The following is a 16816-nucleotide window of genomic DNA, read 5'->3' on the forward strand; positions in this document are numbered from 1 at the left end:
CGCTGTTTACCTTGGCAACGGCATTTCAATTCTGATTAATAGATCGAAGAGATAAATTGTTGTAGTCGCTCAGACTCTGGGTTCGTAAACAGTTTAGCTGGATCGCCCTGTTCTTCCACTAGACCTTGGTGCAGGAACATCACATGGTTTGATACGTCACGAGCAAAAGCCATTTCATGTGTTACCACAAGCATGGTTCTTCCTTCTTCTGCTAGATCGCGCATTACACCAAGTACTTCCCCTACTAATTCTGGGTCAAGTGCTGATGTTGGTTCATCAAACAGCATTACCTCAGGGTCTACTGCTAACGCTCTTGCAATCGCAGCACGTTGTTGTTGTCCACCAGATAAGTGACCCGGATAGTAATCTTTACGCTCATACAGACCTACTTTCTTGAGTAGTAACTCCGCATTTTCAATCGCTTGAGCTTTAGGTACACCTAAGACATGAACAGGTGCTTCGATAACATTTTCGAGAACGGTCAGATGAGACCAAAGGTTGAACCCCTGAAAAACCATCGCCAATCGAGAACGGATTCGTTGGACTTGTTTTTCATTAGCAGGAACAGACACACCTTGACGATTATTTTTCATTTGAATTAATTCACCATTAACCCAAATTTCGCCTGCAGTCGGTGTCTCTAGAAGGTTGATACATCTAAGGAAAGTACTTTTACCCGATCCTGAAGATCCGATAATCGATACCACATCGCCTTTATGCGCAGAAAGTGAAATTCCCTTTAAAACTTCATTTTGACCAAACGTTTTGTGTAGATCCTTTATGTCCAGCGCCGGTACATCTTTCATGCGCTTTCTCTCCCAAGTTTGTGAAAATGCAAGGTACTCCGACCTTTTCATGCGATACAAACTAGCACCACACGGATTAACATGCAACAAATTATTAACCTAATAATTTGGAATAAATAGCACTTCACTCTGACTTATTATGCAAAAGGTAGCGTTTTCGCCTCAATTTTATGAATGACTTCTATCAATAAGCTATAAATCCAATGCTTACATTGTTTAAATAAAGTTAACCAAAATGAGATTCTCGTAGCCTAATGTCTCACAAGAAAAACAACTTTGGTGAACGAAGAAGTGTCATTTACAACGAAACCAGAAAGCGCCAATAAAAGCATGCTGCACGTACTATAAGTCACAACTATTTTATGGTTATTACATTGTAAGTGTTTGGCTGACATTTTGCTGAAGAGGGATAAAAGTGAAATAACTCAATAAGAATCAGCAACTCAGCGCTTTCCTTTATAAGCAATACCTCGAGAAGGTAGGTAAACGTCAATTTGTGAAAACAAATTACACGATTCATCAATGGTACGTTAATGAATCGCTCCGTTTTGTAGCTTTCTTTCACATACACTCATAAAGTGATCAAGATCAATCACCCTAAAGGGTAAGCTTGTTAGACTCCTCAGCACACAATAAGGCATTAAAAATGCCATACATTTCTTTTAACTTAGCTGCATAAAGCACATCAAAACCGTGCAACATAATGTTAATGAGTTATAACTAAGAAATAACACAATTACGCGAAATTATAGAATTCAATTTTAGAATTACTAACATAAAAATATGAGGAATCTATGTCAGACGTTGTCAATAATGCGAACTCTGAAGTAGAAGAGAAAAGCTATAAAGAGCTACACCGCCCTGCTTCTGAATTTGAGAACCGCTCAGATTATCTAGATCACGAACTTCAAATCATGAAGCCTCGCCGCTTTGGCCTAAACCTTCCTGGCCGTGACTTCCGCTTTGAACTAGAAGACCTTGTTCCTGCACTGGCTGGTACCATTGGTATCATCGCGATGTACTCTGCAGTAATGATGTCTTGGGCTGAAGGCCTAACTCAAGCTTGGGATCACGTAAACCTTGGTAAAGACTTTGCGATTGAAGTAGCTCGTGTAGAAATGCTTATCCCTGCACTGCTGTTCTGTATCCTTGCTTCTGGTTTCTTTAACCCTAAAGCTAACCTTGCCGGTAACCACGGCCCAATGATTCCTCTTATTGGTACCATCGCTCTAGCTGGTGCTCACCCTCTTGCATTGGCAATCCTTATCGGTGTCTTCGGTCTTATCCTAAGCTTCCTAAAAGGTGGGTCTAAACTTGTTAACCTTACCTCTGAAGGTACGGCGGGTGGCTTGCTCATCTTCTTGGGTCTAACCGGTACAATGAGCCAAATCAACTCAATTCAAGCTTGGGCTGTTGGTCTTCAGTCTGACACTGTCGCTGCTGGTAGCATGGGTTACATCGGTTTGATTGTTCTAGCCGTTACCATCGGCCTATATGCATTCCTTGCTAAAGTGAACAAGCGTTGGTTAGCAATCCCTGTTTGTGCTTTCACTGGTCTAGCTATTGCTCTAGTACTTGGTGCTGGTTTCGATATCAAATTCGTAACTGAAACAGGCATTCCAAACCTAAACCCAATCTACTGGTGGGGTTCTACTGAAGAAGGTTGGATGCTTGGTTTACCAAACGTTGAGCACTTCATCGCTTCTCTACCATTTGCAATCCTAGCAGTAGCAATGTGGTCACCTGACTTCCTAGGTCACCGTATCTTCCAAGAACTGAACTACCCTAAAAAGTCTGAAAAAGTACTGATGGACGTAGATGACACAATGACTATGTGTTCAGTTCGTCAAATGGTAGGTACAGCAGTTGGTGGTGGTAACATCACTTCATCTTGGGGTACTTACATGATCCCAGCGGCTATCGCGAAACGTCCAATCCCTGGCGGCGCAATCTTGCTTGGCTCTCTATGTATTATTGTTGCGATTCTTGGCTTCCCAATGGACGTAGCAGTATGGCCACCAGTGATGCGTGTTGCGCTACTTGTAGGTGTATCTCTACCTCTACTTGAAGCGGGTATGCAGATGGTTAAAGATTCAAAAGACTCTCAAGCAGCTGGTATCTGTATCTTTGGTTCAGCGGTCGTTAACCCTGTACTAGCATGGGCACTGACTATGCTTCTAGATAACAACGGCCTAATTGGTGATAAAGAGCGTGCTAAGCGTCTATCATTTGTAGACAAGATTGTTATCCCAGTTGGTGTTTTGGTTATTTGTCTAGTAGCAATGCTTGCAGTTGGTATGCTAGAAAGCCAATATGGTCTAAAAGCTTGGCTATAATCTCCTTTACTACACAAAAGTAGTAATCGGATTAAAAAAAAGTTTGGGTGGCAACCCCTGCCACTCAAATTTTTTCAACTTTTTTTAGCATTTATTGATTTAGTTTAAGGTTTGCAGAAATTTTTTAGCGTAGTCTTGATTACATAGAGTAAAGACAACATATAAAAAGTAGTGACAATATATATAACCATATGAAGCACATATGCTCATATATATTGTTATTAATAAGAGTGTACTACCCTTACGAGGGGCGCTGGCTCAACAGTGTTAATGTACGTGTTTTTTCTACTAAAAAGGTAGGTATGTCATGGCAGAGCAATTTGCTAAAGCTTGGGAAGATTTTGCTGCAGGTGAGTGGCAAAGCGAAGTAAACGTTCGTGATTTCATTCAAAAGAACTACACGCCGTATGAAGGCGACGAGTCTTTCCTAGTTTCTGAGGGTACTGAAGCAACTAACAAGCTTTGGGCTTCGGTAATGGAAGGTATCAAACAGGAAAACGCAACTAAAGCACCTGTAGATTTCGATACTTCTGTTATCTCTACCATTACTGCTCACGATGCAGGTTACATTGAGAAAGATCTTGAGACTATCGTTGGTCTACAAACTGAGAAACCACTAAAACGTGCAATCATCCCTAACGGTGGTGTACGTATGGTTGAAGGTTCTTGTAAAGCATACGGTGAAACTCTTGACCCAATGGTTTCAAAAATCTACTCAGAATACCGCAAAACACACAATGCTGGCGTTTTCGATATCTACACTCCTGATATCCTAAAATGTCGTAAGTCTGGTGTTCTGACTGGTCTTCCTGATGCTTACGGCCGTGGTCGTATCATTGGTGACTACCGTCGTGTTGCACTTTACGGTATCGACTTCCTAATGAAAGACAAGCAAGCTCAATTTGCTTCTCTTCAAGAGCAATTCGAAAACGGCGAAAACCTAGCAGAAACAATGCAACTTCGCGAAGAGATCTCTGAGCAACACCGCGCTCTAGGTCAAATCAAAGAGATGGCTGCTAAGTACGGCTTCGATATCTCTGAGCCAGCTCAAACTGCTCAAGAAGCTATCCAATGGACTTACTTCGCTTACCTAGCGGCTGTTAAGTCTCAAAACGGTGCTGCAATGTCTCTAGGTCGTACTTCGACTTTCCTAGACATCTACATCGAGCGTGATATCGCTGCTGGCAAGATCACTGAAGTTGAAGCTCAAGAAATGATCGACCACTTCGTAATGAAGCTACGTATGGTTCGTTTCCTACGTACTCCTGAGTACGATGAGCTATTCTCTGGCGACCCAATCTGGGCAACAGAGTCTATGGGTGGTATGGGTATTGACGGTCGTACGCTAGTAACGCGTTCTAACTTCCGTTTCCTAAACTCTCTATACACTATGGGTCCTTCTCCAGAGCCAAACATCACTGTTCTTTGGTCTGAGCAACTACCTGACGGCTTCAAGCGTTTCTGTGCGAAGGTATCTATCGATACTTCTTCTATCCAGTACGAAAATGATGACCTAATGCGTCCTGACCTAGAGTCTGATGACTACGCTATCGCTTGTTGTGTATCTCCAATGATCGTTGGTAAGCAAATGCAGTTCTTCGGTGCTCGTGCTAACCTTGCGAAAACAATGCTTTACGCAATCAACGGCGGTGTAGATGAGAAGCTAAAACTTCAAGTAGGTCCTGTTTCTGACAAGATCACTGACGAAGTTCTTAACTACGATGACGTAATGGGTCGCCTAGACACATTCATGGATTGGCTAGCTAAGCAATACGTGACTGCACTAAACAGCATTCACTACATGCACGACAAGTACAGCTACGAAGCGTCTCTAATGGCTCTTCATGACCGTGACGTTCGTCGTACTATGGCTTGTGGTATCGCTGGTCTATCTGTTGCAGCTGACTCACTATCTGCAATTAAGTTCGCGACTGTTAAACCAATCCGCGACGAAGATGGCATCGCAACTGACTTCGAAATCGAAGGCGATTACCCTAAATACGGTAACAACGACGCTCGTGTAGATGATATCGCTTGTGAACTAGTTTCTACGTTCATGAACAAGATCCGTAAGCTTAAGACTTACCGTAACTCTATCCCTACACAGTCAGTTCTTACTATTACATCAAACGTTGTATACGGTAAGAAAACAGGTAACACTCCAGACGGTCGTCGTGCTGGTGCTCCTTTCGCTCCTGGTGCTAACCCAATGCACGGTCGTGATGAGAAAGGTGCTGTAGCGTCACTAACGTCTGTAGGTAAACTACCGTTTGCTGATGCACAAGATGGTATCTCTTACACGTTCTCTATCGTACCTAACGCTCTTGGTAAAGATGCTGAAGGTCAGAAAGCGAACCTTGCAGGCCTAATGGATGGTTACTTCCACCACGAAGCTGGCATTGAAGGTGGTCAACACCTTAACGTGAACGTTCTTAACCGCGACACTCTAGAAGACGCAGTTAAGCACCCAGAGAAATACCCTCAGCTAACAATCCGTGTATCTGGTTACGCTGTACGCTTCAACTCTCTAACTGCAGAGCAACAAGCTGACGTAATCGCACGTACATTTACTGAGTCTCTATAAGCTCACGCTCAATAGACAGTAAATAATAATTAGCCTCGCCAATGTGCGGGGCTTTTTTATATTCGTTACCAATCTCAACAACTTCTCCCATCTCCCTAAATGTTAGATTGAGCAAAAAAGGCGCTTTCTATTCACTTTTTTTCCACAAATTCAAGCAAAGTACGGTAATATCGCAGTTCATAATTTAAGAGTAACTGCTCCATGAAATACCTTCGTTGTTTACCCCTGCTTCTTCTCTCTTTTTCATCTTTGGCGTCTGAACGTTCTACGGTCACTTTTGCACTAGACAACGATGGAATTTTTGGTGTCGACCAAGACTATACCAATGGATTATTTCTGGGCTACACATCGTCAAGCATTACGCCATACGATTGGGCTAAACCATTAAGCCTTTCTTACTGGGGCGCAAGCTCTTTAGATAAGTGGGAAATCACCCTTGGCCACAAAATGTATACCCCTTCTGACATTGAAGTGGAAAAACCCCTTGCGAATGACCGCCCATACGCCGGTTACTTACATACAGAATTCAACTACATCAGCTTGAACCCGCAACAAGCTCAGCGCTTTAACATCACGTTTGGCACAACAGGCGAGCGTGCGCTTTCTGAAGATGCTCAAAAACTGGTTCACTCGATCACTAAATCAGATGAGCCTCTGGGTTGGGAATACCAAGTTGATGATGAATGGGCAGGCAGCGTTGGTTACCTTAGTCATTTCAACTTAATGCGTAATCAAGCGTTGGCGAATACTGACTTCGAGATTTCCAACGTTTCAGAAATTAACGTGGGTAACTTTAGAAGTGATATTTCAACAGGCTTTATGTTCCGTTGGGGTACTGACCTAGGTGGTAACTTTGGTGCGGCTAACATCACCACGGAAAATCCATTTAAACCAGGTATGATCGGCGCATCGAACGCTGGTTGGTTTACCTATGCAGGCCTCGAAGGTCGTTACCGTTTCAACGACTTAACCATTGAAGGTGATCGCTCTGGTGTTGATGAATACGCGAATAAAAACAATGAAGATCCGGCTATCTACGATGTGACTCTAGAGAACCTTCAAACGACAGCTGTCATGGGTGTGGCTTGGTACAACCAATACGTTGGTGCATCCTTCGCGCTAACCGCAAAAACTCCGGATTACAAAGAAGCGAAAGAGTCTATCTACACCACCGGAGGCATTACAATGTTCGCGTTCTTCTAGCGAATCATTCAAGCTTTCACATTTACTTTTCAAGTTTGATAAAGGCAATCATCTTCAGTGGTGATTGCCTTTATTTTTAAAGGTCTCGTTACGATTTGACCCTATTTTATGTACCGTTTTTGTAATAAAATAAAGGGCATAAATTCCTCTACGAGAATAGCTCATGTCTACAACTGGTCGCATTCACTCATTCGAATCTTGTGGTACTGTCGATGGCCCTGGTATCCGCTTTATTGTGTTTCTTCAAGGCTGCTTAATGCGCTGTATGTACTGTCACAACCGCGATACATGGGACCTTCATGATGGCAAAGAAGTCACTGTAGAAGAAATCATCAACGAAGCGAAATCTTACCGTCACTTCATGAAAGCGTCTGGCGGTGGCATCACCTGTTCTGGTGGTGAAGCGATGCTACAACCTGAGTTTGTCCGTGACTTCTTTCTAGCTGCTAAAGCTGAAGGTATCCATACTTGCCTTGATACCAATGGCTATATTCGTAAGCACACCGAAGTGGTTGATGAAGTATTAGACGCCGCTGATCTTGTGATGCTCGATCTGAAACACATGCGTGATGAAATTCACCATGATTTCATTGGTGTATCTAACAAACGTACTCTCGATTTTGCCCGTTACCTTCATAAGATTGGTAAAACGACTTGGATTCGTTACGTGATTGTTCCTGGATACACAGACACACCAGAAGATGCACACCTACTTGGTGAGTTCATTAAAGACATGGACAACATCGAAAAAGTAGAGCTGCTTCCTTACCACAAATTGGGTGCGCATAAATGGGAAGCTCTTGGTTTGGACTACCCTCTTGAAGGCGTAAACCCACCAAGTAAAGAGACAATGGATGAAATTGTTGCGGTTCTAAGCCAATACCACTCCAACGTAAAATACTAATACCAACGGTATTTAAAACCTGTTTCAAACGCCTCAATTTCGATTGGGGCGTTTTCTTTTTCGAGCCAAACAATCCTTTCACTTTTCTTTACAACTTTTGTTTATCAATTCAAAAAATCATATTAAATCCGTGTTGAGATCATGTTTCCACTCGTAGGAATGCTGTTACTCTTACTTCAACAAAAGAATACAACATTTAGTTTTTTAGTGAGGCTTCTCCCATGGAAATGACCAATGCTCAGCGTCTAATTCTATCAAATCAATACTACCTAATGTCTCAAATGGATCCTGAGAACTCTGCTAAATATCAACGTCTACAAACGATTGTAGAGCGTGGTTACGAACTCCAAATGCGTGAGCTTAACAAAGAGTTTGGTTGTTTGACTGAAGCAGAATGTCGCGAAATTATCGACATCATGGAGATGTACCATGCAATGCAAGAGTCGAACAAAATGCTTGCAGAAGACGAGCGTAAAGAGGTTGATCAGCGTCGCCTACAGTTCTTAGGTTTCGACATTGCATCTGAAGCGCAAATCGTACACTACGTACGTTTCCTAGTTGACTCTGAAGGCCTTTACCCTCAGTTCGACAAAGCCGATCACCACTTCAATAGCCAAATGCCAATGCTAGACAAATACCGTCGCATGCTAACAACATGGCGCAACTGCCCTCGTCAGTACCACCTATGTGCGACAGAGCTATCTCAAATCTTTAGTGCTTAATGCATAAAAAGATAAGCCTCAATTTGGCTTATAAAGTTTCAAATAAAAAGGGTTACTCACATGAGTAACCCTTTTTTGTATTCGCTTCTTGTTAACTAGAAAACGTAAGCAACACCGACGTTGGCCGCCATATTAATCCCGCTTTCTAAGATTGGACTATTCTCGATATCACCCTCTAGGTTGGTGTAACGAACACCGCCAGTCACTCGAATATTCGGCGTTACATGTAAGTAACCACCTAAACCAATAAAGTACTGGCCATCCCAATCGGCATCAAACTCGTTTAGATTCGTTTTTGCAGCTTCTGCTGAGCTCACACCGTACAAGTGGTTGTTCAAGCGTTCACTGTTGTAAGCGTAACCAATCGAAGGCGTAATCGCCCAGCCATTGCGGCGAATAGGCAGGCGCCAAGCCGCTTCAGCATAAATACCGTTGTGCCTAAAGCCTAAGTCTGAGCCCGCTGTTGCCTCAAACATACCCACCAGCGTAATCACTTGATAGCTGACGCCACCTAATACCGAAGCTTTACGTTCATCTAGTTTTTGAATATCCACATTGTCTGAGTCACCTGGCTTTAATGTTCTTGGATCATAAACCGCTCGAAACACAATATTCTGAGGTGAGCCAGCTGGTAACAAACGATAGCCAGCGCTGAATCCACGCATGAAAAAGTGTTCACCTTCATAGCCAATCATCGGAATAACCGCGCGATTTGACGGCGTGTCTTTGTACACAGCAGGAGAATAAGAAGCAGCCACACCCAATGACCATTGTGATATTTTTGCGTGCGTAGTGGTCGCCGTTAACATTGCTGTTCCAACAATGGCGATTTTTAACCAAAGACTCTTCACTGTTTCTACCTATTTTTTAAGCGATTTCTGATAACGCTGCGCATTATATGGTACTACATTCCAAAAAATCAATAGAACCCAGTAATACATCCGATACACATAAATACAGTGTGGGAATTGTAAAATGGTTTAAAAACACAAAACGAAAGGCCAAAACCCTTCGTATATAAAATTATTGGATTCTACTCGCATCAAGTTGCCTATAGCTTTAGCGGGTCTTTCAACACGCAAAATTGTAAATAAATACATAATTGTTAAGCAAAATTGTGGAAGCGGGTCTAACCTTAAAATGTAGGGAGAGCCTATTTTTCAATCGCTCGTCAGTTTTGACTGGTTAACAAGGGGAATGTGACTATGAGTATATTTGACCACTATCAATCACGTTATGAAGCAGCCAAGGAAGAAGAGCTGACACTGCAAGAGTTCTTGGCGCTGTGTAAAGACGACAAAAGTGCTTACGCCAACGCCGCGGAGCGCTTACTTCTGGCTATTGGCGAACCTGAGGTTATTGACACCGCGCAAGACCCTCAACTAAGTCGCATTTTCTCGAACCGAGTTATATCTCGTTACCGTGAATTCGAAGATTTTTACGGCATGGAAGACGCGATTGAACAGATTGTTTCCTATCTAAAACACGCTGCGCAAGGCCTAGAAGAACGTAAACAGATTCTTTACTTGCTTGGTCCTGTGGGCGGCGGTAAATCATCGCTTGCTGAAAAGCTAAAAGCACTGATGCAAAAGCTACCTATTTACGTACTTTCTGCTGACGGTGAACGAAGCCCAGTAAACGACCACCCATTCTGTCTATTTGACGTCAATGAAGATGGCGACTTACTGAAAAACGAGTATGGCATCGAAAAGCGCTATCTTCGTTCGATTATGTCTCCATGGGCTGCGAAACGCTTGCACGATTTTGGCGGCGACATTTCTAAATTCAAAGTCATCAAGCTACGCCCTTCTATCCTCGATCAAGTGGCGATCGCGAAAACAGAGCCTGGTGATGAAAACAACCAAGATATCTCTTCCCTAGTTGGTAAAGTAGATATCCGTAAACTAGAACACTTCTCTCAAGATGATCCAGATGCCTATAGCTACTCTGGTGCGCTATGTAAAGCTAACCAAGGCCTGATGGAATTCGTAGAGATGTTCAAAGCGCCGATCAAGGTACTACACCCTCTACTAACAGCAACTCAAGAAGGTAACTTCAACGGTACTGAAGGGCTTTCTGCACTGCCATTCGACGGTATGATTCTGGCTCACTCGAACGAATCCGAGTGGCAGACATTCCGCAATAACAAGAACAATGAAGCCTTCCTCGACCGTGTGTACATTGTAAAAGTCCCTTACTGTCTGCGCGTTTCTGAAGAAGTTAAGATCTACAAGAAACTGCTTGAGCACAGTGAACTGTCGAATGCACCGTGTTCACCAAGCACACTCGACCTGCTATCGCAATTCAGCATCCTATCGAGACTGAAAGAGCCTGAGAACTCATCCCTGTTCTCGAAAATGCGCGTTTACGATGGTGAAACCCTTAAAGATACCGATCCAAAAGCGAAGAGTTACCAAGAGTACCGTGACTACGCCGGTGTAGACGAAGGTATGTCTGGTCTATCGACTCGTTTCGCCTTTAAGATTCTATCTCGCGTGTTCAACTTCGACCAAGCCGAAGTGGCCGCTAACCCGGTTCACCTGTTCTACGTCATTGAACAACAAATTGAACGTGAGCAATTCCCTCAAGAAACCGCCGAGAAGTACCTTGAGTTCTTGAAAGGATATCTAGTGCCACGCTACGTAGAGTTCATCGGCAAAGAAATTCAAACTGCTTACCTAGAGTCTTACTCTGAGTACGGTCAGAATATCTTCGACCGCTATGTAACCTACGCAGACTTCTGGATCCAAGACCAAGAGTACCGCGATCCAGAAACAGGCCAGCTATTTGACCGTGCTTCTCTAAATGGTGAGCTAGAGAAAATCGAGAAAACAGCCGGTATCAGTAACCCTAAAGACTTCCGAAATGAGATTGTGAACTTTGTGCTTCGTGCCAAAGCGAACAATAACGGTCAAAATCCAGTTTGGACCAGCTACGAGAAACTGCGCACTGTGATTGAGAAGAAAATGTTCTCCAACACAGAAGAGCTGCTTCCTGTTATCTCGTTCAACGCTAAGACCTCTACGGATGATCAGAAAAAGCACGACGACTTCGTTGCTCGGATGATGGAAAAAGGCTACACCGAGAAACAAGTGAGACTGCTATCTGAGTGGTACCTAAGAGTTCGTAAATCCTCATAACTAAACGGTATAGAGCTGCTCATGTGGGCAGCTCGTACCAACCAATAACTCTTATACCCGTGTAAAAGTAGGATCGCGACATCAGCTGAGAGGGAGTTCTTATGGCACAATTTATCGATCGGAGGCTCAATGGCAAGAATAAGAGTGCTGTAAACAGACAGCGCTTCTTACGACGCCATAAAGAGCAAATCAAAGAATCTGTGGCCGATGCAGTCAACCGACGCTCAATCACCAACACTGAAACTGGTGAAGACGTCACTATTCCTCATAAAGACATCAAAGAACCAAGCTTTCACCAAGGTCAAGGTGGCGTAAGAGAGCGCGTGCACCCTGGTAATGATCAATTCATCACCGGCGATAAAATCGAGCGCCCGAAAGGTGGTGGTCAAGGTGGTGGCTCAGGCCAAGGGGATGCTAGCCCAGATGGCGAAGGCCAAGATGAGTTTACTTTCCAAATATCAAAAGACGAGTACCTAGACATTCTGTTTGAAGATCTCGCCCTGCCTAACCTAGAGAAAAATCAGGTCAACAAGATCACCGAATGGAAAACGCACCGCTCTGGTTACCAAAGCGCGGGGATTCCATCCAACATCGCGATTGTTCGCTCACTGCAACAGTCACTTGCTCGCCGAACCGCAATGACGGCAGGTAGAAAGCGCGATTTAAAAACCCTAATGGACCAGCTCGATCAAGTTCAAATGACCGAGCCCGCTCAACCGTTTGAAGAAGCTCGAATCAAGGAAGAGATTGCCGAGCTACGTAAGAAAATCGATAGCGTGCCGTTCATCGATACCTTCGATTTACGTTACAAAAACTACGAGAAACGCCCTATTCCATCTAGCCAAGCGGTGATGTTCTGCTTGATGGATGTGTCTGGCTCGATGGACCAAGCCACTAAAGACATCGCAAAACGTTTCTATGTGCTGCTGTATCTATTCCTTAATCGCACCTACGAAAATGTCGATGTGGTGTTTATTCGTCATCATACTCAAGCCAAAGAAGTCGACGAGCACGAGTTTTTCTACTCGCAAGAGACCGGTGGCACCATTGTATCGAGCGCCTTAAAACTGATGAAAGAAATTGTTGCTGATCGTTACCCGGCTAATGAGTGGAATATCTACGCGGCACAAGCGTCTGATGGTGATAACTGGGCAGATGACTCGCCTCGCTGTAAAGAGTTACTGGTGAATACGCTTCTGCCGACTTGCCAATACTACTCGTACATCGAGATCACGCGTCGCTCACACCAAACGCTCTGGCACGAGTATGAGAAGTTAGAAGCGAGCTTCGACAACTTCGCCATGAAAAACATCAAAACAGTGGATGATATCTTCCCTGTGTTTAGAGAACTGTTCCAGAAAGAGACAGCGTAAGGGGGCTTGCCATGACAGCGAAATCAAACGTTGCAGAGAAAAAAGCTGCACCAAAGAACAACGACAAGATGCTGCCTGATGGTCCAGATTGGACGTTCAACCTCTTAGAGCGATACCACGTGGAAATTAAGCGTGTGGCGCAGCATTACCGACTAGACACTTACCCTAACCAAATCGAAGTGATCACTTCTGAACAGATGATGGATGCGTACTCGAGTATCGGTATGCCTATTAATTACAATCACTGGTCATTTGGTAAGAAGTTCATTCAAACCGAACAGAACTACAAGCACGGTCAAATGGGGCTCGCGTACGAAATCGTAATCAACTCGGACCCTTGTATTGCCTACCTAATGGAAGAGAATACCGTGACGATGCAAGCGCTAGTAATGGCACACGCTTGTTACGGCCATAACTCTTTCTTCAAGGGAAATTACCTGTTCCAAACATGGACAGATGCTAGCTCAATCATCGACTACTTGTTGTTTGCTAAAAAGTACATCAATGATTGTGAAGAGAAATACGGCGTTTCAGAAGTCGAACAACTGCTCGATTCTTGCCATGCTCTGATGAATTACGGCGTTGACAGATACAAACGCCCAGAGAAGATCTCCATCGCGGAGGAAACCGCTCGCCAAGAAGAACGTGAGGCTTACCTGCAATCTCAAGTTAACGAACTATGGCGCACAGTGCCACAAAACCGCGACAAAGAGGAAGAGCAGAAGGTACGTTTCCCAAGTGAGCCACAAGAGAACATTCTTTACTTCATTGAAAAGAATGCGCCTTTACTGGAGCCTTGGCAGCGTGAATGTGTACGTATTGTTCGTAAGGTCAGCCAATACTTCTACCCTCAGAAACAGACTCAGGTAATGAATGAGGGCTGGGCAACCTTCTGGCACTACACCATTCTTAACCATCTATACGATGAAGGCCTAGTAAGTGATAAGTTCATCTTAGAGTTCCTACACAGCCATACTAGCGTAGTCGCTCAACCAGCCTATAACAGCCCTTATTTCAGCGGTATCAACCCATACGCGCTTGGTTTTGCGATGTTTAGAGACATCCGTCGTATCTGTGAAGAGCCAACCGATGAAGACAGAGAGTGGTTCCCGGAATTGGCAGGAACGGATTGGCTGGAGGCGGTGCACTTTGCGATGCACAACTTCAAAGATGAAAGCTTCATCAGCCAATACCTTTCTCCGAAGATCATTCGAGACTTTAAGCTGTTCGCAGTGCTCGATGACGACCGAAAAAACACCATTGAAGTGAGTGCGATTCATGATGACCCGGGCTACCGCCTGATCCGTGAAAAGCTCGCCGCGCAATACAACCTCAGCAACCTTGAACCCAATATTCAGGTATTCAATGTTGATGTACGCGGAGATCGTTCAATGACATTGCAATATGTCCCTCATGACCGTATCCCTCTGGATAAAGGCTACGACGAAGTGATGAAGCACTTATATCGCTTATGGGGCTTCGATGTGATTTTAGAAGAGGTCAAAGACACAGGTCATAGAGAGATTCTGACTACTTGCCCGAAACGTAATGATTACGGAGCAAAAATCTAATACCCATCGCTGTTAATCGGTGATGAGTATAAGACTCCGCTCCCCCTACAACATAGTGGTCACCCGCTCGGAAGTGGAGCAACAAAAAAGCGCATAAGTCATCGACTTATGCGCTTTCCTTTTAAGCTTCTTTTGGCTCTTACTTCTTGAGCTCTAGCGTCTTAAACGAACACTATTAAACGATCGGCTTTTGACCGCGTTCAATCAGCTTCATCAGCACGCTGTCTGCAGATTTACCTGCCACACCTGCGAGCTTGTCCGATAGCTTTTTCTTCTGTACATAGTGAATCGCTAGCACTGTCTTGTCTTTGCATGCTTCAACAACTAAATCATCAGAAGTGCGGATCTCATCCACCAGCCCAAGTTCGTGAGCTTGCGTACCAAACCAGTGTTCACCCGTCGCCACTTTATCAAGATCAAGTGCTGGACGGTGGTCACGAATGAAGTCTTTGAATAGACCATGTGTCTCTTCTAGCTCTTCTTTAAACTTCTCACGTGCTTTATCGCTGTTCTCACCAAACATAGTCAATGTACGCTTGTATTCACCTGCTGTTAGCTGTTCGAACTCGATATCGTGTTTCTTAAGCAGCTTGTTAAAGTTTGGCAGTTGAGCAATCACACCAATAGAGCCAACGATAGCGAAAGGCGCTGACACAATTTTGTCTGCAATACATGCCATCATGTAGCCGCCGCTTGCCGCTACTTTGTCTACCGAGATAGTCAGAGGCAGGCCTGCGGCTTTGATACGGTCAAGTTGAGAAGACGCCAAACCGTAGCCGTGAACCATGCCACCGCCAGATTCAAGCTTAAGTAATACCTCATCGCCTTCACGAGCCACAGCTAGAACCGCCGTTACCTCTTCACGTAATGAAGCCACTTCTTTCGCATCAATGCTGCCATTGAAATCAAGAACGAATAGATGTGGTTCACGCTTGCTATCAAGCTCACCCTCTTTCGCTGCTTTTTTCACTTCTTTACCGCGTGATTTTACTTTCTCTTTTTCCGCTTTCTTTTCTGCTTTATCACGGGCTTTGATGAAAGCATCATCGTGTAGATGGTGCTCTAATTGTTCAATTGTCTGTTTATGGTGTTCAGATAGGTTCGTGATTTCCAGCTCACCTTTAATCGCGCTTGATTTTCCACCCACAGATTTAGCAATGACTAAAATTGCGATGATGGCGATTACAACGGTCGCAATCTTGGCTAAAAACAAGCCGTAGTCCAACAAAAATTCCAATGTCATATCCCCTAATGTATGAATTAGTGTATTGTAACCATCTTGTCACGATTACCAAGAATTTCTCATCATTCCTGCGGTTATCTGTGTGATTAAACATCAATGGAATGGCGAACATAATAAAAGAAAGAAGGATAAGCACGGTGGATTACCCAATCTCTACAGATGCCCTCAAAGATAAAGTAATTTTGGTTACTGGTGCTGGTGCCGGTATTGGACGCCAAGCAGCACTAAGCTTCGCTCAACATGGCGCGACAGTTATTCTGCTAGGCCGCAATGTTAAAAACCTTGAATTTATTTACGATGAAATCGAAAGTGCTGGTTACCCACAGCCTGCGATCATCCCATTAGATCTAAAAGGCGCGACAAAGCAGAACTACATTGATATGGCTGAAACCATTGAGTCACAGTTCGGTCGTTTAGACGGTCTACTTCATAACGCTGGCGTACTCGGTACTCTGAGCCCGTTTGAGCAGATTGATGAAGAGACTTTTGATGATGTTATGCAGATCAATGTGAAGTCTGAGTTCTTGATGACTCAAGCACTTCTGCCTGCACTAAAGAAAGCGGAAGCAGGTCGTATCGTATTTACCTCTTCTACCGTTGGCCACTCTGGCCGTGCATTCTGGGGCACTTACGCGATCTCTAAGTTTGCTACTGAAGGTATGATGCAAATCCTAGCGGATGAGCTTGAAGACACCAACATCCGTGTTAATGCGATCAACCCGGGCGGCACTCAAACTCGAATGCGCGCAAAAGCATACCCAGGTGAAGATGCAAACAAGCTAAAAACGCCACTGGATATCATCCCACTGTACTTACACTTAATGAACCCAAGTGTGACAGACATTAATGGCCAATGTATCGACGCTCAACCTAAGTAGTTGATATTATAACCAATCGTAAAAAGTCGCTTTAATAGCGGCTTTTTTTGTATCTA

The 16816-nt window shown here is 44.0% G+C and carries 12 protein-coding genes; 9 read left to right on the forward strand and 3 right to left on the reverse strand.

Features of this window, described 5'->3' with window-relative positions:
- Nucleotides 1–35: 35 nt before the first annotated feature.
- The gene (locus OH460_RS18220; RefSeq protein WP_061034198.1) at nt 36–806 is read right to left on the reverse strand and encodes an ABC transporter ATP-binding protein; all 771 of its coding nucleotides are present in this window, start codon (nt 804–806) and stop codon (nt 36–38) included.
- 794 nt (nt 807–1600) lie between these two features.
- On the opposite strand from OH460_RS18220, the gene OH460_RS18225 reads away from it, so the two are divergent.
- The 5 genes from OH460_RS18225 (at nt 1601) to OH460_RS18245 (ending at nt 8555) form a co-directional block, all read left to right on the forward strand.
- The gene (locus tag OH460_RS18225; protein ID WP_008220142.1) at nt 1601–3142 is read left to right on the forward strand and encodes a DUF3360 family protein; all 1542 of its coding nucleotides are present in this window, start codon (nt 1601–1603) and stop codon (nt 3140–3142) included.
- Between the two features lie 307 nt (nt 3143–3449).
- The gene (gene pflB, locus OH460_RS18230; RefSeq protein WP_061034197.1) at nt 3450–5726 is read left to right on the forward strand and encodes a formate C-acetyltransferase; all 2277 of its coding nucleotides are present in this window, start codon (nt 3450–3452) and stop codon (nt 5724–5726) included.
- Between the two features lie 201 nt (nt 5727–5927).
- A complete protein-coding gene (locus OH460_RS18235) occupies nt 5928–6929 on the forward strand; it encodes a lipid A deacylase LpxR family protein (RefSeq protein ID WP_269999066.1) in 1002 nt (333 codons plus the stop codon).
- 163 nt (nt 6930–7092) lie between these two features.
- The gene (pflA, locus tag OH460_RS18240) at nt 7093–7833 is read left to right on the forward strand and encodes a pyruvate formate lyase 1-activating protein (RefSeq protein WP_008220148.1); all 741 of its coding nucleotides are present in this window, start codon (nt 7093–7095) and stop codon (nt 7831–7833) included.
- 221 nt (nt 7834–8054) lie between these two features.
- On the forward strand, nt 8055–8555 hold the full coding sequence (locus OH460_RS18245) for a YfbU family protein (RefSeq protein WP_061034193.1): 501 nt from the start codon (nt 8055–8057) through the stop codon (nt 8553–8555).
- A gap of 95 nt (nt 8556–8650) precedes the next feature.
- Here OH460_RS18245 and OH460_RS18250 read toward each other — a convergent pair whose 3' ends face one another.
- Complete coding sequence (locus OH460_RS18250; RefSeq protein ID WP_269999070.1) at nt 8651–9364, reverse strand: MipA/OmpV family protein; 714 nt, start codon at nt 9362–9364, stop codon at nt 8651–8653.
- A gap of 396 nt (nt 9365–9760) precedes the next feature.
- On the opposite strand from OH460_RS18250, the gene OH460_RS18255 reads away from it, so the two are divergent.
- The 3 genes from OH460_RS18255 (at nt 9761) to OH460_RS18265 (ending at nt 14639) form a co-directional block, all read left to right on the forward strand.
- On the forward strand, nt 9761–11695 hold the full coding sequence (locus OH460_RS18255) for a PrkA family serine protein kinase (RefSeq protein WP_004737402.1): 1935 nt from the start codon (nt 9761–9763) through the stop codon (nt 11693–11695).
- A gap of 101 nt (nt 11696–11796) precedes the next feature.
- Nucleotides 11797–13068, forward strand: coding sequence for a YeaH/YhbH family protein (locus tag OH460_RS18260; RefSeq protein ID WP_004737401.1), 1272 nt, complete (start codon nt 11797–11799; stop codon nt 13066–13068).
- Nucleotides 13069–13079: 11 nt separating this feature from the next.
- Nucleotides 13080–14639, forward strand: coding sequence for a SpoVR family protein (locus OH460_RS18265; RefSeq protein WP_061034190.1), 1560 nt, complete (start codon nt 13080–13082; stop codon nt 14637–14639).
- Nucleotides 14640–14814: 175 nt separating this feature from the next.
- On the opposite strand, the gene sohB is transcribed toward OH460_RS18265, so the two are convergent.
- Nucleotides 14815–15876, reverse strand: coding sequence for a protease SohB (sohB, locus tag OH460_RS18270; protein ID WP_004737399.1), 1062 nt, complete (start codon nt 15874–15876; stop codon nt 14815–14817).
- A 143-nt stretch (nt 15877–16019) separates the two neighbouring features.
- Between sohB and OH460_RS18275 the strand changes: the two genes are divergently transcribed.
- Nucleotides 16020–16760 (forward strand): YciK family oxidoreductase, encoded by a 741-nt coding sequence (locus OH460_RS18275; protein WP_017629695.1) that lies wholly within the window; start codon nt 16020–16022, stop codon nt 16758–16760.
- The last annotated feature ends 56 nt before the right edge of the window (nt 16761–16816 follow it).

Source organism: Vibrio sp. Makdt (genome assembly GCF_027587015.1).
GTDB classification, from domain to species: Bacteria; Pseudomonadota; Gammaproteobacteria; order Enterobacterales; family Vibrionaceae; genus Vibrio; species Vibrio chagasii_B.